Source organism: Streptomyces sp. WM6386, from assembly GCF_000972385.1.
Lineage (GTDB): Bacteria > Actinomycetota > Actinomycetes > Streptomycetales > Streptomycetaceae > Streptomyces.
In genome coordinates this window covers 111,329-128,353 of sequence record NZ_JXTE01000009.1, presented here as the reverse complement: position 1 = coordinate 128,353, position 17,025 = coordinate 111,329, and the positions used below count along the sequence as shown (strand labels likewise).

Genomic DNA, 17,025 nt, shown 5'->3' with positions numbered 1-17,025 from the left:
TGTTGATTTGATCAATAATGCATAGTGAAGTCATGACTGAGGTGATGCGCGAAGGCGCTCTTCAGGCGCGGCTTCCGGTACGGGAATTGGCGCGCGCCTGCGTCAGCGCGTGCGCGCTGGCCGCCGCCGAGCTGGGGGCACGGCGGGCCGGGCTCGATGCGGTGCCCGCCGTGACGATGGACGACGGCGCCGTCGCGACGGCGTTCGTGAGTGAGCGGCATCTGTTGATCAATGGTCGGGCACCGGTCAACTTCGCGCCCCTGTCCAGGTTCTGGCGCACGGCCGACGGCTGGGTGCGGACGCACGCCAACTATCCGCACCACCGGGAGCGGCTGATCGGGGTGATGGGCCCGGCGGACTCCCTCGAAGCCGCGTTCGCCGAACGATCCGCCCTGGAGGTCGAGGAGACCCTGAACGCGGCCGGTGGCCTCGCGGTCGCGCTGCGGACTCCCGAGGAGTGGGCCGCACACGAGCAGGGCAGGGCCGTGGCCGCACGGCCCCTCGTGGAGCGCGGGCGGCTCGACTCCGCCCCCGCGCGCGTGCTCACGCCGGTCGACGCCGCTCCCCTGCGGCCCGCCGCCGGGCTGCGGGTCCTGGATCTGACCCGGGTGATCGCGGGCCCGGTCGCCACCCGCACGCTCGCCCTGCTCGGCGCGGACGTACTGCGCCTGGACGCGCCCCGGCTGCCCGAACTCCCCGACCAGCACGCCGACACGGGCTTCGGGAAGCGGTCGGCGACACTGGACCTGGCGGCCGACAGGCGGACCTTCGAGGAGCTGCTCGCGGCGGCGGACGTGGTCGTCACCGGGTACCGCCCGGGCGCGCTGGACCGGTTCGGGCTGTCGCCCCAGGCGCTGGCGGAGCGCCGGCCCGGAATCGTCGTGGCGCAGTTGTCGGCCTGGGGCGCGTACGGGCCCTGGCGTGAGCGGCGCGGGTTCGACAGTCTCGTGCAGGTGGCAACCGGGATCGCGGCAGTGGAGGGGTCGGTGGAGCAGCCGGGGGCACTGCCCGCACAGGCCCTCGACCATGGCACGGGGTACCTGCTGGCGGCGGAGGTGCTGCGGGCGCTGACCGAGCAGTTCGACGAGGGCGGCAGCCGGTTCGTACGGCTGGCACTGGCGCGGACGGCGCAGTGGCTGATGAACGGCATTCCCACCGATTCCCCCGGGGATGCTTCGTACGACGGGCCTGATGCCTGGCTCGCCGAGACGGACAGTGCCCTCGGGCGACTGCGGTACGCCCTGCCGCCGGTCTCCTTCGCGGGCGGGCCGACGGACTGGGCGCGGCCACCGGGGCCCTGGGGAGCGGATCCCGCGCGGTGGGCGTGAGCGGCGGTCGGCCGGAAAACGTACTCCTGGGCGGAATGCCGTACCGCCAGTTGTTTTCCTGGACTTGCCCGGTTCTGCGACAGCTGGTGAAGATCATGAGGTGACCTTGACAAGACCCACGGCCGGGGCCTCCGACGCGACCGGGCCCTCGCCGCGCTCCGGTACCGGCAAGGCCGTCGCTGTTCTCGTGCTGGTGACGCTCGGCGCGCTGATCCCGCTGCTCGGCCCGTCCGCCGCGCTGCACGGCACCGGAGAGGCCGCGGCGCCCGGCGTCGGCGGCATCGCGCTGCTGCGGGCGGTGCTGTTCGCGGCGCTGTGCGTCCCGGTGGGCGAGCTCTTCGTGAGCCGGCTGGCCCGTGCCGTGCCCGGCGCTCCCCCGGCCGCGCCGGGCAGCTGGGCCCCGTACGCGACCGCCGCCGGTTTCGTCGCCGCGCTGGGGCTCGCCTCGGTGGTGGCGACCGGCAACCTCGTGCCGCACAGCCTCGCCGAGATCGACGTCGGCGGCCTGTACGAGTCCCGGGACGGCAAGCTCGCGCTCCTCGAGGTCAACGCGTTCCTCGTGGCGGGCCTGTGCTCGCGTTCGGCCCGCCCCGCCACCCAGGTCTGGCCGCTGGCCGCGGTCGTCGTGGCAGAAGCTCTGCGCGCGCATCCCACGACCGAGCAGAGCCCGTTGGTCGGGTCGGGGCTGACGCTGGTCCATCTGACCTGTGCGGCGCTGTGGGTGGGCGGACTGCTGTACACGCTGCGGACGCTGCGCCGGTGGGGGCCGACGGAAGCGGGCGCGGCTCTGCTGGGCCTCTACGCGCGCGTGGCCGTCGTCCTGCTCGCCGCGATCACCGCGACCGGGGTGTGCAGCACGCTGCGCCGGATGCCGCCGGCCACGATCCTGCACCAGCTGACGGCGACCGCGTACGGGCGGGTGCTGCTCGCCAAGGTGCTGCTGGTGATCGTGGTCGCCGCGCTCGCCCTGTGGGCGCGGTTCCGGCTGCGCCGGGCGCCCGACCCGCTGACCGCCTGCTCGCCCGCGCGGGCGGAGGTCGTCGCGCTGGGCGTGGTGGTCGTGGTGTCGGGGCTGCTGACGGCGATGCCGGTGCCGATCCGCTGGTGAGCCGCCCTGGGGAGGGTCAGTTGGCGATGAGCACCTTGAGGGCCGTCCGCTCGTCCATCGCCTTGTAGCCGGCCGGGACGTCCTCCAGGCCGAGGGTGAGGTCGAAGACGGGCGACGGGTCGATGGTGCCGTCCAGGACGTCGGACAGCAGCTCCGGGATGTACGCGCGGACCGGGGCGACACCGCCGCGCAGCGCGATGTTCCGGTCGAACATGACGCCGAGGTCGATCCCGGTGCCGCTGCCGTGCGGCACGCCCACCCAGCCGACGGTGCCGCCGTCGCGGGTGATGTCGACCGCGGTGCGCATGGACTGCTCGGTACCGACGGCCTCGACGACGGCGTGCGCGCCCTGGCCGCGGGTGAGTTCACGGACGGCCTCGACCGCCGCGTCCCCCCGCTCGGCGACCACGTCGGTGGCGCCGAAACGGCGGGCGATGTCGGTACGGGCCCGGTGGCGGCCGAGCGCGATGATCCGTTCGGCGCCCAGCCTCTTGGCGGCGAGCACCGCGCACAGGCCGACGGCCCCGTCGCCGACGACGGCGACCGTGGCACCCGCGCGGGCTCCGGCGCCGAGGGCGGCGTGGTGGCCGGTGCCCATGACGTCGGACAGGCTCAGCAGGGCGGTCAGCAGCCGGTCGTCGGAGGCCGCGTCCTTGGGCAGCTGGACGAGGGTGCCGTCGGCGAAGGGCACGCGCACGGCCTCGCCCTGGCCGCCGTCGTAGCCGACGGACCCCCAGAAGCCGCCGTGCTCGCAGGAGGTGTTCAGGCCCTCGCGGCAGTAGTCGCAGACGCCGTCGGACCACATGAAGGGCGCGACCACCAGATCGCCGCGGCGGACGGTGCCGACCTCGGAGCCGGTCTCCTCGACGACGCCGAGGAACTCGTGCCCGATCCGCTGTCCCGGCTGCCGGCCGGCCGTGCCGCGGTACGCCCACAGGTCGCTGCCGCAGATGCAGGAGCGCAGGACGCGGACCACGGCGTCGGTGGGCAGCTGCACCACGGGGTCGGGCACGTCCTCCACGCGCATGTCGAAGGGGGCGTGGATGGTGGTGGCGCGCATGGCGAGGATCCTTCTCGTCTGTGGTGGTACGTGCGCTCAGGGGGTGGTCGAGCGCACTTCACCGTACGCCGACTCCCGCGGCCGTCGCTCGCCGAGTGCGCCGGTGACCAGCAGTGACTGCGCGGCGATATAGGTGAGCATGATCCACAGATCCGGCCTGAGCGGCTGGGGCCACTCCGCGACGCCGGTCGCGATGAGGCTGTCGGAGAGCACGAAGAGCGCGCCGCCGAGCCCGGCGAGGAGTCCGAGCCGGGTGGCGGCCGCGTACGCCATGGCGGTGAGCAGCAGGCTGTACCCCGCGACGGGGACGCGCAGGTCGGCGGGGAGGTCGGGCCAGAGCAGGGCGACGCTGGTGACGAGGACGACGGCGTAGGCGGGGGCGAGGAAGGCACTGCGCGCGCGTGCCGTGTCGTACGACCGGAAGAGCGCGAGGTAGCAGAGGTGCCCGGCGGCGAAGCAGCCCATCCCTGCGAGGAAGGCGGGCTCGGCGTCGAAGAGGAGCAGGGTGTCGCCGCCCCAGCCGCACAGCAGGGCGGCGGTCAGGAGCCGGGGTGCGCCTCGGGACGCCGCGTATGCGGCGAGCAGCGGCATCAGGAGGGGCTTGGCGACGGTGTGCCCGACGTCCCGGCCGGCGGCCAGGGAGACGAGGTCGACTACGGCCGCGAGGGCGAAGGCTGCTGCGAGCAGGCGTCTCACGCGGCCACGGTCTCCTCGGCCGGTTCCGCCACCTGCGCCGGCTTCCACCCCGGCCCCCGGAACACCCGTCCCGCGCGCTCGCGCCAACTGTGCGCCGCCTTGATGTCCTTGACGATCGAGACGTACTCATGAGTGGCGACCTTGATCGGGTTGAACGTGTTGATGTTCTTGGTCAACCCGTAGACAGGCCGTTCGGTCTCGGCGACGAACGAGTCGAAGAGCCGGTCCCAGACGATGAGGATGCCGCCGAAGTTGCGGTCCAGATAGCCGCCCTGGGAGGCATGGTGGACCCGGTGGTGGGAGGGCGTGTTGAACACGAACTCGAACCACCGGGGCATCTTGTCGATGCGCTCCGTGTGGATCCAGAACTGGTAGACGAGGTTCGCCGAGGAGCAGAAGGCCAGGGCCGCGGGGTGCACACCTGCGGCGATCAGGGGCACGTAGAACGGCCACACCGTGAGCGTGGTCCACGGCTGGCGCAGTGCGGTGGTGAGGTTGAACTTCTCGCTGGAGTGATGGACCACGTGACAGGCCCACAGGATGCGGATGACGTGGTGGCCGCGGTGCGACCAGTAGTAGAAGAAGTCCTGCGCCAGCAGCATCAGCGGGACGGTCCACCACAGCACGGGGACGCGGAGGGGCGTGAGTTCGTGGATCGCCGTGTAGATCGCGACGATCGGGATCTTCCAGAGGAAGTCGAAGGCGAGGCTTCCCAGCCCCATGCCGACGCTGGTCGCGGCGTCCTTCGTCTCGTATCCGGCGGCATCCTCATCCGGGTGGATCCGGACGCTGATCACCTCGACCACGGTGAGCAGCACGAAGGCGGGTATCGACCACAGCACGACATCGGGCAGGTTCGGCATAAGGGGACCGTAGAACCGCTGGTCGGCCGCGGCTAGACGCTGTTACTGACAAGTATTACAGCGAGTACGCGCTTACTTGTTGGCGATCTCCGCCAAAGCCACCACCGGCGGTTTCAGACTCCGGCCGCCCCCAGCAACGTCCCCGCCGCGTACGTCACCCCCATCGCCAACGCCCCGCCCGCCACGTTCCGCAGCGCCGCGCGGACCGGGTCGGCGGCGCCCAGGCGGGCGCTGCTCCAGCCGGTGAGGACGAGGGCGGCGAGGGAGGAGACGACCGTGACGGTCAGACGCCAGTCGGTGGGCGGCAGGACGATGGCCAGCAGCGGGAGCAGGGCGCCGACGGTGAAGGACAGGAAGCTCGCCCATGCGGCGTGCCAGGGGTTGGTGAGCCGGTCGGGGTCGATGCCGAGCTCCACGCGCGCGTGGGCTCTCAGGGCATCCCGTTCCGTGAGCTGGGCGGCCGCCTCACGGGCCACGTCCCGGGACAGGCCCCGGTCCTGGAGGAGTCCGGTGAGCTCGTCCAGCTCGGCCTCGGGCTGCTCGCGCAGTTCCCGTTTCTCGACGGCGAGGGCGGCCTTCTCCGAGTCCCGTTGGGTGGAGACGGAGACGTACTCCCCGGCCGCCATCGACATCGACCCCGCGAGGAGTCCCGCGAGGCCCGCCGTCAGGAGGGCCGAGCGGTCGTCCGTGGCGCCGGCGACACCGACGACGAGGCCCGCGGTGGACACGATGCCGTCGTTGGCTCCCAGGACGGCCGCCCGCAGCCAGTTCAGCCGCTCGGCGAGCGCGCCGCCGTGGGCCTCGTCATGCGTGGGTTCGGTCACAGACGGGAGGATCGCACCCAGGATGCCCTCCGGTCCGCACCGACGCTCACCAGACCCGTACCGACGCCCCCTTCGCGAACACCGGGCTCGTCGCGTCCGCCGGTGGCTCGGTGAGCGGCTCGGCGATCTCCTCGACCGTCGGGCCCACCTTGGCCGCTATGGGGTCGAGGAGGTCGAGGTCGAAGCCGTACACGCGCGCGGCGTTGCCGCCGACCATCGCGGCGACCTCCGTGCGAGGCACGCCCGCGTACGCGAACCTCAGGCCTTCCCGCGAGTACGGATACGTCCCCTCGTCGTGCGGATAGTCGCTCCCCCACATGATCTTGTCGATGCCGATCCGGTCACGCAGCGGGACCTCGTGCGGACGCATGAAGCTGGCGCCGACGAAGCAGTTGTCGCGCCAGACCTCGGAGGGCGCGCTGCCCATGCGGGCGGCCAGGCCCGCGCCGAACTTGGACTCCGCCGTGGACGCCCTCGTCGCGGCGGCGACCAGGCGCCCGTGGTAGTAGTCCAGCATCTCCAGCACACCCGGGATCCACCCCGACCCCTGTTCGGTGAGCACGAGCCTCAGCTCCGGGTGACGGCGGAAGGCACCGCCGAACACCAGGTGCCACAGCGCCCGGTGCGAGAACCAGGTCGTCTCGACCATGAAGACAGCGCGCGCCGCCGGTTCGTCGCCGAGCGGCGGGGAGGCCGAGCCCGCGTGGTGGTTGACGGGTACGCCGAGTTCCGCGCAGACGGCCCAGATGGGGTCGTACGTCGACGAGTAGAGCTCCGGGAGACCGCTGCCCGGCGGTGTGCCCGGCAGCAGCAGGCCGCCCTTGAGGCCCGCTTCGACGGACCGACGGATCTCCTTCACCGCCTCCTCGACGTCGTTGAGCAGGATCTGGAAGACACCCGCCCGCCGCCCCGGTGCCGCCGCGCAGAAGTCCGCCAGCCAGCGGTTGTGGGCGCGCAGACCGGCCCACCGCCGCTCGAACTCCCCGGCGTCCGGTGCGGGCGCCATGAGCGAGCCGGACGGGAAGAACGGCGGGATGGTGTTGGGGAACACCACCTCCGCGACGATCCCGTCCTCCTCCAGCTCCGCGAGCCGCCGCTCGGAGTTCCAGTTCTTGTCGGCGGTGTCGGCGAGCAGGTCCTCGTAGGGATTGATGTACGTCGCCGCCCACGCGTCGAACTCGTCGTGGTGGCGCCGCTCCAGATAGGGCCTGTAGTCCAGCAGGTCGGCGCCCGCGTGGCAGTCGGCCGAGATCACCGTGTAGCGCTCCTCACCCACGGAGCTCATGGCGTCACCCCCAGGGCCGGGAAGTCATGGTCCGTCAGCCAGTGCCGGCCGACCTCGCGCGAGCGCGCCCAGGACGCCTCCACGGCCGTCTGGTCGGCGGACTGGCCGAGCTCGGCGGGGGTGGGGCCGATACGGCGGGCGAGCGGGGTCAGCTTCGCCACGTCGAAGCCGAAGACCTCCGCCGCAGCCAGCCCCAGCATGCGGCGGCTCTCCGCGACCGGGATGTCGTGGAAGGTGCGTTTGAGCCACGCGCGCGTGTCGGGCCAGGTGCCCTCGGGGTGCGGGAAGTCGCTGCCCCAGAGGATGTTGTCGACGCCGATCTCGTAGCGCTGGGCGAGTTCGCGGCGTTTGGTGTTGGTCGCGCAGATGAAGACCTGCCGGTCGAGGTACTCGTGGGGCGGACGCCTCACCTCCTGGAAGGGCGAGAGCTTCTTGCCGCCGTGTGCGCCGAGGTAGAGGCGGTCCATGAACCACAGCAGGTTCGGCAGCCACCAGCAACCCGACTCGGCGACACCGAACCTCAGCCCCGGGTGGCGTTCGAAGACACCCGACCAGAGCAGGAACCACAGCGGCCGCGCGGGCCACCAGGTGACCTCGGAGACGAAGATCCCGAGGTGGTCGCCGTACTCGTGACGCGGGGCGGCGCCGGAGTGGGTCATCACCGGCATCCCGCATTCGGCGGCCGCCGCCCACACCGGGTCGTAACGGTGGTCGTGGTAGGGCTCCTTGTCGACCCACATGGACGGGATCATCAGCGCGCCGAGTCCGGACTCCTTGGCCCGGTACACCTCGGCGACGACCCGCTCGGTCGGGGCCGTGACCGGCAACAGGGCCACCCCGCAGTGCCGTTCGGGGTGCTCGGAGACGAAGTCGGCCAGCCAGCGGTTGTGCGCCCGCGCGCCCGCCATGCCGAGCTCCGGGTCGTGATCGCCGGAGAGCCCGAGCCCCACCCCGAAGGGCGCGGCGGTCTGGCTGTCGACCGCGTCGGCGTCCGGGAAGACGACCTCGGCGGCCACCCCGTCGCCGTCGAGCTCCTTCAGCCGTCGCGCGGTCTCCCAACCCCCGCGCAGGCCCTCCTCGTTGTCCCGGAACCACTTGTCCGCGAACGCCTCGTTGCGGATGCCGAGCCGGGTCATCTCCTCGCGGCGCCGGTCACGCCCGGCGAGGAAGTCGTCGAACTCCCGGTGGAAACGGGAGTCCAGATAGGGCCGGTACTCCTCGGTGGGCAGTCCGGCGTGGCAGTCGGAGGAGATGATCAGGTACGGGTCGTCCTGGTCGGTCATCGAAGCCCCTCAGTCCAGGATGAAGTTCTCTAGGTACGACGGGTCCGCGCGGTCGAGCATCGACTGCGCCCGGGCCCTGATCTGGGCGTCACTGTGCTCGCTCGCCGGCAGCATCCAGAAGCGGTCCGCGCGGATGCCGTCGACCACCGCCTCGGCGACCTCCTCGACCGGTGTGAACCGCACCTCGCGGCCCGCCTCCTGCATCGCGGACTCCCACTGGTCGAGGCTGCGGTACGGCGTCCTGCGGGGCCGTTCCTTGGCGTAGCGCTCGGGCCGGTTGCGGTGCGACTCCCACAGGCCGGTGCGGAGCATGTGCGGGCCGGGGAAGAGGACGGAGGCGCCCACGCGTGCGTGCTCCGCCTTCAGGTGGGCGTACAGGGACTCGGTCATCGTCACGACGGCCGCCTTGGTGACGGCGTACACGGAGGCGGTGGGCAGCGGGGCGATACCGCCGTCACCGGAGGACGTATTGACCACATGACCGGGTTGACCCGACTTGATCATGTGGGGCACGAACGCCTGGACACCGTGGAAGACACCCCACACGTTGACGGCGAACGCCCACTTCCAGTCGTTCGGCTCGTGCTCCCACATCCTCCCCTCGGCGCCCGAACCGACCCCGGCGTTGTTGCACAGCACATGGACGGCCCCGTACGTCTCATAGGCGAAGTCCGCCAGCTCCAGGACCTGTTCACGCTCACCGACGTCCACCACACGCGCGTGCACGTCCGCACCGTCCGCGCGAAGCCCCGCCACGGCCTTCTCCAGGGCGCCCTCCTCGACGTCCGCGAGAACGACCTTGAGCCCCTCGGCGGCGAACCGCCGGACCATCGCGAGGCCGATGCCGCTCGCCGCGCCGGTGACCACGGCGACCTGCCCTTCCCTCAGATTCACGGCCGCTCCTCTCCCGACACCGCTCGAACCAACGCCGCTTTCGGCCGGGGGTCCGGGGGTCGTCCCCCGGGAAGACACAGCATCAGGCACTCCCCTCGGGAGGCGCGTCGAGGACCTGGGCCGGGTCGTCGTAACGCTGATGGATGTACGGCAGCAGGGCCTGCGCGTCGACCCTTTCGACGACCTTTCCCCGCTGGTCGCTGGTCTTCTCGCCGAGGGTGATCTCGACGAGGCGGCGGACCGGGAGGTCGGCGACCGGGTCGTACATCGACTCGCGCAGGACGACGTCGCCGGTGATCCGCTCCAGCCTGCGGACCTTCTCGTTGCGCAGACAGTGCACGAGCACCGGGTCGGAGTCGAAGCCCGAACCGTCCACGGCGGGCAGGAACTTGAAGTAGAAGTCGGTCTTCTGCACCGGCTCCGGCAGCGGCAGCTCGCCGGCGACCGCACCGCGCACCTCGACGAAGGCGATGCCATGGCGGGCGAGGAACGCACGGACGATCAGACCGTCGCGCTCGACGACCACCTCGCCGAGCTTCTTGGGTTCACCGAAGACCTCGCGGCCGCCGACGAGGGCCCGTTCGTGGGTCATCGGCATGACGAGGGGATACCAGCCCTCGACGCCGTCATGGGCCGCGGCGACCGCGAACGAGCCCGCGCCGAGCGGATATCCGGGCAGGTCGACCTTGCTGATGTTGACCCGGGCCAGTGGCCGGCCCGTGGGTTTCAGGGGTGGTGGCAGGACCGCCGCGACCGCGTCCGGGTCGGTCTCCCAGATCGCCACCACACCCGTGGACCAGATGTCCGGGAGCCTGGAGCTCGCGGTGCGCGCGGCGGCGATCTCCGCCTCGGTCCGTGCGCCGTACCGTACGCGTGCCATGTCGTACCGCCCTTCTTCTGATGGGCCGTCACCTGTAACACAGTTACAGCACCTGCCCCGCGGGGTAAATACGCGTGCACGAGCCGGACTTGGGGGCAGCATGGCGAGAGCGTCGCTCACCCGGGACGAAGTCCTGGACACCGCCGCGAACCTGGTGAAGCAGCACGGCCCCGAGGCGCTGACGATGCGCAAGCTCGCCGCCGAACTGGGCACCGCCGTGACCTCGATCTACTGGCATGTCGGCAACCGGGAGTCCTTGCTGGACGCGCTCGTCCAGCGGACCGTGACCGACCTGGGCGAGTTCCGGCCGGTCGGCCGCACCCCGGCCGAGCGGATCGTCTCGGTGGCCCGCATCCTGCGCCGACGGCTGCGCGCCCATCCGCATCTGATCGCGATGGTCCACGAACGCGGCCTGACCGAGCGGATGTTCCTGCCCGCGCGCCGGGCGCTGGTGCACGAGGTGCACGCGGCCGGACTGCGCGGCGCCCGGGCGGCGGAGGCGGTGCGGGCGGTGCAGTTCCAGGTCGTGGGCTTCGTCCTCGTGGAACGCAACCGGGAGCGCGCGCCCGTGCAGCAGCCCGCGCAGGAGACGACCGCGTACGACGACCCGGCGCTCGCCCGTGCCTTCGCGCGGCCGGTGAACGAGGAGCGGCTGTTCGTCACGTCCGTGCGGGCGTTGACGCGATCACTGCTCGAAAACAAATAGGTGGCGCCGCACAGACGTGCTCTCCTACATTCGTGATCGCGGGGGCGGCTCCGCAAGCGTGCTTCCTTCTCCCTTTCTGACGCTGACAGCGCGCTCACTCTCCGCCTCCCGCCTCACTCTTCTTCTCTTCCTTCCCGCCGGGGGCCTCCGCTTGTCCGTACTGTCGTCCGTGCTGCTCCGCCGCCTTCGTACCGTCTACGTCGACCAGGCCGGGCCACGCCCGGGCGACCCGTCGACGACGCCAGGGCTCGTCGCACTCGAAGCCGAGCTGCTGGACCGGGGATTCGCACCGACGGCGGAACTGCACGCGGCGCTCGCCTGGCTGGGGCCCGCCGGGCTCGGGGACGCGGGCAGGCAGCTGATCCGGCACATCGACGCCGAACTGGGCGCGGACCGCACCCATATGCCGATGTTCCGCAGCTTCCCGGCCTCGGTGCCGGACGACACGTTCCAGCTCTACGTCGACCGGATCTTCACCCTGCTGCTGCAGTGGCCCGCCCAGCCGTGTGTGCTGTGCGGCACGGTCGGCAGCGTGCACGCGGTGTCGCCGTGCGCGCATCTGGTGTGCCGGCAGTGCTGGGACGGCGCGGACTACGCGGGCTGCCCGATCTGTCATCGCCGTATCGACCGGACCGACCCCTTCCTGAAGCCGGAGCACCCGCGCCACGAGCGCGAACTAGCCGTCGGCCCACTGAAATTGCTCGCCCTCGGCGTGGACGCGAAGGCGGACGCGGTCCGGGCCCTGCTGACACTGCTGGCCCGTCGTACCCCGCTGCCGCCGCAGGACCGGGACGACGTGAAGATCCTGCTGTCGCACGCGCCGGCCGACCTCGGCTGGTTCCCTGCGGACATCCCGGTGCGCCAGACCAAGGCGCTGGCCCTCGGCATGCTGCTGCTCGACCGGCACACGCGCGTGAGGGCGACCGAGCTCCTGGCCACACATCTGACGACCGCGACGGACGTGCTGCGGCTGCTGTGCATGTGGTCGGGCGGCGAGGCCGACCTGCTCGACCCGCCCCGTATGCGCTCCCTGCCGCGCGCCCTGCGCCGGCAACTGCTGGGCATACTCGACGGTCTGGCGATGCCGTCGCTGGTCGAGGACGTGCTGCGGCACCCGGGCGCCTGGAAGCGCGCCGCCGAGATCCTGCACCCCTACGAGCAGCACTCCCGTCATCCCAAGGCCGCTCTCGCGTTCGCCGTCCTGCGTGCCACGGACACCTCCGAGGGCGCGCTCGGCGAGGCGCTGCTGCGGACCGCCGCCGCACACCCCGACGCGGTCCGGGTCGACGGCGTCCGCGTCAAGCCGGCCACCTGGGCGGCACGCGTCGAACAGGCGCTGCACGAGAAGGACATGACGGCCGCCCTGGAGCTGCTCGCCCAGCGGCCGGGCGAACTGCTGCGCAGGCTCGACCATCTGCTGCGGCTGCGCGAACTCGACGTACTGCCGGAGGGGTTCGGGGACGTCCTGCGCCGCGTGCTGCCCAAGGCGGGGCCGGGTCCGCTGCTGGCCGCGCTCGGCCGGATGCGGATCCGTCATCTGCCGGGCGGGCGGCGGGTGTTCTTCCCGCGCGGGCAGGTCACCCACTCCTTCACGATCGACGACACGCGCGTGCCGCTGTCGTCGGAGGTGACGGACGAGGTGTGCGCGCTGCTGGAGGCCGAGGCACTGCGCCGCCTGGCCGACGGGCCTCGGCTCGACCTGGCCGTGCTGGACTCGGCGCTCACCGGTCTCGCGGTGCCGGCCGCCGAGAGCGCCGCCGCGAAGGCGCTCGTGACGGTGCCGCGCGGCAGCACCCAGCCGCTGCCCGAGGGCGAGGTCCTGCGGCTCTTCCTGCACTGGATGGAGCCCGCCGGCACCCGGGTGGACCTGGACCTGTCGGTGGCGCTGTACGACGAGGACTGGAAGTTCGCGGGTCTGTGCGACTACACCAACCTCGTGTACGAGGGCCGTGCGGCGGTCCACTCCGGTGATCTGGTCTCGGGGCCCGCGCCGGACGGGGCGACCGAGTACGTCGACCTGGACCTCGGCGCGCTCGCCGACCGTGGGGTGCGGTTCGCGCTGCCCGTCGTCTTCAGCTTCAACGACGTCCCGTTCGAGGCGCTCCTGGACGCCTTCGCCGGCTTCATGGCGCTGCCGTCCGCCGCCCTGGAGGACCGTGACGCGTCCTACGACCCGCGCACGGTCCGTCAGCGGTACGACCTGGTGGGCGACTCGCGCATCCACGTTCCGATGCTGGTCGACCTGGACCGCCGCACGTTCCTGTGGACCGACCTGCATCTGCCGGCCGCCGAGGGCTTTCACAGCCTGTATGTGCACGGGGCCGACCTGGGGCGGGTCGCCGAGGACCTGCATCAGTACTTCTCCTGCGGCCGTACGACCCTGTGGGACCTGGCCGTGTGGCGGGCGACCGCGCGGGGCGACGAGGTCGCGGTGGTACGGCGCACGCCGCATCCGCGCGCGGTGGACGAGCTCTGGCACTACCGGCGGCACATCGGGGAACCGGACACGGAGTTCGCGGCACGCGTGCGTGCCCTGGAGCCGCCGGAGAGACGGCAGCCGTCCGAGGACGCCGACGCCCTCGCGGGTGAAGCGGCCGCGAAGAAGCATGTGTTCCTCGCACTGGTCCACGGCGCAGTGGCCCCCGAGGGCGCGGCCGGATCGGTGTACCGGCTGCTGCCGGGGCCCGTCGACGGCTGCGGTCTGGCGGCGCTGACGGCGGGGGACCTGGTGGCGGCGCTGGGATGAGGGGGCGGGCCCGGTGAACAACTGCCGGTCTTCAGCGCGAGGTTGGTTGCCTCTACGCGCGCGTGCGTACGGTTCCTCACGCCTTTGTACGAACTCCCGGCACCGCCCGCCGCCGTACACGGGCGCCTCTCGGCCGGGTGCGCGCGGCGCTGTCAGTGGGGGCCCGTATCCTCAGGGACCATGCTCGAAGACCAGTCGACCGCAGCGTCCTCCCCCACAACGTGGCCGGCCGCGTATCCGCAGGGGTACGCGGTCGTCGACGTGGAGACCACCGGCCTCGCCCGGGACGACCGGATAATCTCCGCGGCCGTCTACCGGCTGGACGCGCGCGGCGAGGTCGAGGACCACTGGTACACGCTGGTCAACCCGGAGCGCGACCCCGGCCCGGTGTGGATCCACGGTCTGACGAGCGATGTGCTCGAGGGCGCGCCCCTCTTCCCGGACATCGTCGAGGAGTTCTCGACCCGGCTGGACGGCCGGGTGCTCGTCGCGCACAACGCGGTCTTCGACTGGCAGATGATTGCGCGGGAGTACGCGCGTGCGGAGCGCGAGGCGCCGGTGCGACAGCGGCTGTGCACCATCGCGCTCTCCAAGGAGCTCGCCCTGCCGCTGCCCAACCACAAGCTGGAGTCGCTGGCCGCCCACTTCGGCGTCGTACAGCAGCGCGCCCACCACGCGCTCGACGACGCGCGCGTGCTCGCGGAGGCGTTCCGGCCGAGCCTGCGGGCGGCGGCCGAGGGTGGCGTACGGCTGCCGCTGCACGAGTGCCGGCCACTGACCGAGTGGACGGACCGGGCCGTGCCCCGGCAGCAGCAGTCGAGCTACGGCAGCTATCGGCCGACCAGTTGGCGCCCCGCCCGCAAAAGGCCCGCATGCCCCTATCCCAACCCGGGGCGTTACGAAGAGGGCAAACCGCTCAAGCAGGGCATGCGCATCGCCTTCTCCGGCGACACCTCCACCGAGCGCGACCTCCTGGAGGACCGCGCGATCGAGGCCGGGCTGCACGTCGCCACCAGCATCTCCCGGCTGACCAGCCTGCTCGTCACCAACGACCCGGACTCGGGCACGTCGAAGGTGGTCAAGGCCCGGCAGTTCGGCACGCCGGTCGTCGACGAGGCGGCCTTCGGACAACTTCTCGGCAACGTGGCACCGGCATCGCGGGGATGACCGTACGGACGGGTGATTGCGCCGCGACTCGCCCGCCGCCGCCTCGCCCGCGCCGGACCGACGGCCCACCCTGTGGCGCATGGCGACTTGCGAAGTATGCGGAAACAACTACGGCATGACCTTCGAGGTGCACGCGCAGGGAGCGGTGCACGTCTTCGACTGCTTCTCCTGTGCGATCCACCGCATGGCCCCGATCTGCGAGCACTGCCGTGTGCAGATCATCGGCCAGGGCGTCGAGGTCGAGGGCCACTGGTTCTGCGGCGCCCACTGCGCCCGCGCGGAGGGAAAGGTGGGCATCGTCGACCGCGTCTGACCACACCCCTGTGCGAACACCCCATGGCCCGAGTTGTACGGTCATGGGGTGTACCGCTTCCTGTTGTCCCGGCAGTGGGTGATCCTCACGCTGGTCGCCCTCGTTCTCATCCCCACGATGATCCGGCTGGGCATCTGGCAGATGCATCGCTACGAGGAGCGCAGCGCCCGTAACCAGCTGGTCTCCGACGCACTGTCCGCCGACCCGGTGCCGGTGGAGCGGATGACGGCCGCCGGGCACACGGTCACCAGCAAGGAGCGGTACCGGTCGGTGACCGCGACGGGTCGCTTCGACACCGATGACGAGCTCGTCGTCCGCCGCCGTACCAACTCCGACGACGAGGTCGGCTACCACGTCCTGACCCCGTTCGTCCTGAACGACGGCAAGGTGCTGCTGGTCAACCGCGGCTGGGTCCCCACCGGCGCCACCCAGACCGCCTTCCCGAAGGTCCCGGTGCCCCCCGCGGGCGAGGTCACCGTCACCGGGCGGCTGATGCCCGACGAGACGACCGAGGCGAGCGGCATCAAGAACCTCAAGGGTCTGCCGGACCGCCAGATCATGCTGATCAACAGCGAGCACGAGGCCCAGCGCCTCGGCAAGCAGGTCCTCGGCGGCTACATCGCCCTGACCACGCCCGAACCCAAGGGCGACACCCCGGAGCTGCTCGGCAGGCCGGGCAAGGAGAACGCTCCGCTGAACTACGCCTACGCCTTCCAGTGGTGGCTGTTCGCCGCGGGCGTCCCGATCGGCTGGGTCGTCCTGGTCCGGCGCGAGCTGCGGGACCGCAGGGAGGCGGCGGAGAAGGAAGCGGCGACGGAGGCCGAGCCGGCGGCGGTCTGAGACGGTCGACGCCTGTCCCCCTTCTCCTCACACCCCCTCTTCACCTCACACCCCCTGCCGGTCGCGCCAGTAGAGAAACGTGCGCTCCGGCGCCGGCAGCAGCTCCCACGGATGCGTCGTCATATGGCGGCCGATACGCCGGAAGACGGGTGCGGCCTCGTTCGGACGGTGGGTGCGGACCAGGGCGAAGGCGAGGAGGTTGAGGTCGGCGACGGCCTCGGCATGCGGCGTGGCGGCGGTGCGGAACCAGCCGGCCAGAGCCGTCTCGATCTCCTCGCCGGCCCGGGCTTCGTTCCAGTGGGCGTCGGCCCCGAGCCCCGTCCGCCCCCACAGTTGCCGGTGCGCGACCAGTTCGACGCGGGCCGCCACGGGAAGCAGGGCCAGGGGTGATCCGTGCGGTGCGCGGGAGGCCGCGTGCCGGGCGAAGTCCGTCATGGCGGTGACCGTGCCGGGTCCGCGCGGGGACAGATGGCGCAACAGCCGGTGGTAGGCACCCCGGTGCCAGGGGGCGCGGTTGACGGCCTCGGTCCACACGGGCACGGCGTCCCGGACCGGGACGGCGAGCGCGTACATCACGTCGAGCAGGGCCAGCCACGGGGTCGGGTCCTCGGGGCAGGCGTCGGCGGCACGCAGGCACGCCTGTTCCGCCTCCCGGGCGGCGGCCCACCCCTCGGAAGCGGCCCGCGCGGACCGTACGCAGGCCCGCAGCACCAGGGCGTCCCCGTCACCGGGCCGCTCGGCGGTCCAGCGCTCGCAGACCGCGGGCGGCAGATCCCCCGCCAGTACGGACATCCGGTGCCACCGGCGGTCCCAGTCGCGGCCCGTGTCGCGCAGCAGTTCGGCGACCGGCTGCCACACGGGGCGGGTGCGGCCGGCGCCCAGGCCGTGCAGCTGAGGAGTGGGGCGCAGCTCCGTCAGGGTCGTGTGCAGCGCGTCGTCGTCGAGTGCGGGGCGGACCAGCAGGGCGGGGCGGCGTCTGAACATCTCGGTCCCGGTGGTGAGTCGTCGGGGACCGCGGGGCGGTGTCGTCCG

16 protein-coding genes are annotated in these 17,025 nt (G+C 71.9%); 7 read left to right on the top strand and 9 right to left on the bottom strand.

From position 1 onward, the window contains the following. Positions 1-32 precede the first annotated feature (32 nt). Complete coding sequence (locus TN53_RS08165) at positions 33-1,328, top strand: CoA transferase (protein WP_095046367.1); 1,296 nt, start codon at positions 33-35, stop codon at positions 1,326-1,328. Between the two features lie 100 nt (positions 1,329-1,428). Further along, positions 1,429-2,436 (top strand): CopD family protein, encoded by a 1,008-nt coding sequence (locus tag TN53_RS08160; protein ID WP_046257735.1) that lies wholly within the window; start codon positions 1,429-1,431, stop codon positions 2,434-2,436. Between the two features lie 16 nt (positions 2,437-2,452). On the opposite strand, the gene TN53_RS08155 is transcribed toward TN53_RS08160, so the two are convergent. The 8 genes from TN53_RS08155 to TN53_RS08120 form a co-directional block, all read right to left on the bottom strand. Further along, on the bottom strand, positions 2,453-3,496 hold the full coding sequence (locus TN53_RS08155) for a zinc-dependent alcohol dehydrogenase family protein (RefSeq protein WP_046257734.1): 1,044 nt from the start codon (positions 3,494-3,496) through the stop codon (positions 2,453-2,455). A 36-nt stretch (positions 3,497-3,532) separates the two neighbouring features. Further along, positions 3,533-4,192: a lysoplasmalogenase gene (locus tag TN53_RS08150; protein WP_046257733.1), complete on the bottom strand. Its 660-nt coding sequence runs from the start codon at positions 4,190-4,192 to the stop codon at positions 3,533-3,535. Beyond that, positions 4,189-5,055 carry a sterol desaturase family protein gene (locus TN53_RS08145; RefSeq protein WP_046257732.1) on the bottom strand — a complete coding sequence of 289 codons (867 nt, stop codon included), beginning with the start codon at positions 5,053-5,055 and terminating at the stop codon, positions 4,189-4,191. The genes TN53_RS08150 and TN53_RS08145 overlap by 4 nt, the downstream gene beginning before the upstream one ends. Before the next feature lie 113 nt (positions 5,056-5,168). Beyond that, positions 5,169-5,879, bottom strand: coding sequence for a VIT1/CCC1 transporter family protein (locus tag TN53_RS08140; protein ID WP_046257731.1), 711 nt, complete (start codon positions 5,877-5,879; stop codon positions 5,169-5,171). A gap of 46 nt (positions 5,880-5,925) precedes the next feature. Then, positions 5,926-7,164, bottom strand: coding sequence for an amidohydrolase family protein (locus TN53_RS08135; RefSeq protein WP_046257730.1), 1,239 nt, complete (start codon positions 7,162-7,164; stop codon positions 5,926-5,928). Then, positions 7,161-8,447: an amidohydrolase family protein gene (locus TN53_RS08130; RefSeq protein WP_046257729.1), complete on the bottom strand. Its 1,287-nt coding sequence runs from the start codon at positions 8,445-8,447 to the stop codon at positions 7,161-7,163. The genes TN53_RS08135 and TN53_RS08130 overlap by 4 nt, the downstream gene beginning before the upstream one ends. A 9-nt stretch (positions 8,448-8,456) precedes the next feature. Then, positions 8,457-9,341, bottom strand: a complete 885-nt coding sequence (locus TN53_RS08125) for an SDR family NAD(P)-dependent oxidoreductase (RefSeq protein WP_046257728.1) — start codon at positions 9,339-9,341, stop codon at positions 8,457-8,459. An 82-nt stretch (positions 9,342-9,423) separates the two neighbouring features. Then, the gene (locus TN53_RS08120; protein ID WP_046257727.1) at positions 9,424-10,221 is read right to left on the bottom strand and encodes an acetoacetate decarboxylase family protein; all 798 of its coding nucleotides are present in this window, start codon (positions 10,219-10,221) and stop codon (positions 9,424-9,426) included. 100 nt (positions 10,222-10,321) lie between these two features. Here TN53_RS08120 and TN53_RS08115 point away from each other — a divergent pair, with 100 nt between their 5' ends. The 5 genes from TN53_RS08115 to TN53_RS08095 all read left to right on the top strand — a co-directional run bounded on the left by TN53_RS08115 (position 10,322) and on the right by TN53_RS08095 (position 15,993). After that, positions 10,322-10,927 carry a TetR/AcrR family transcriptional regulator gene (locus tag TN53_RS08115; protein WP_046257726.1) on the top strand — a complete coding sequence of 202 codons (606 nt, stop codon included), beginning with the start codon at positions 10,322-10,324 and terminating at the stop codon, positions 10,925-10,927. A gap of 151 nt (positions 10,928-11,078) precedes the next feature. Beyond that, the gene (locus TN53_RS08110) at positions 11,079-13,673 is read left to right on the top strand and encodes an MXAN_6230/SCO0854 family RING domain-containing protein (protein WP_046257725.1); all 2,595 of its coding nucleotides are present in this window, start codon (positions 11,079-11,081) and stop codon (positions 13,671-13,673) included. Positions 13,674-13,853: 180 nt separating this feature from the next. After that, positions 13,854-14,840, top strand: coding sequence for a DEDDh family exonuclease (locus TN53_RS08105; RefSeq protein ID WP_046257724.1), 987 nt, complete (start codon positions 13,854-13,856; stop codon positions 14,838-14,840). A 79-nt stretch (positions 14,841-14,919) separates the two neighbouring features. Next, the gene (locus tag TN53_RS08100; RefSeq protein ID WP_079083468.1) at positions 14,920-15,153 is read left to right on the top strand and encodes a hypothetical protein; all 234 of its coding nucleotides are present in this window, start codon (positions 14,920-14,922) and stop codon (positions 15,151-15,153) included. A gap of 48 nt (positions 15,154-15,201) precedes the next feature. Beyond that, a complete protein-coding gene (locus TN53_RS08095) occupies positions 15,202-15,993 on the top strand; it encodes an SURF1 family protein (protein WP_046257722.1) in 792 nt (263 codons plus the stop codon). Positions 15,994-16,038: 45 nt separating this feature from the next. Here the strand turns inward: TN53_RS08095 and TN53_RS08090 are convergent, their stop codons facing one another. Continuing rightward, positions 16,039-16,977: a hypothetical protein gene (locus tag TN53_RS08090; RefSeq protein WP_046257721.1), complete on the bottom strand. Its 939-nt coding sequence runs from the start codon at positions 16,975-16,977 to the stop codon at positions 16,039-16,041. Positions 16,978-17,025: the final 48 nt, after the last annotated feature.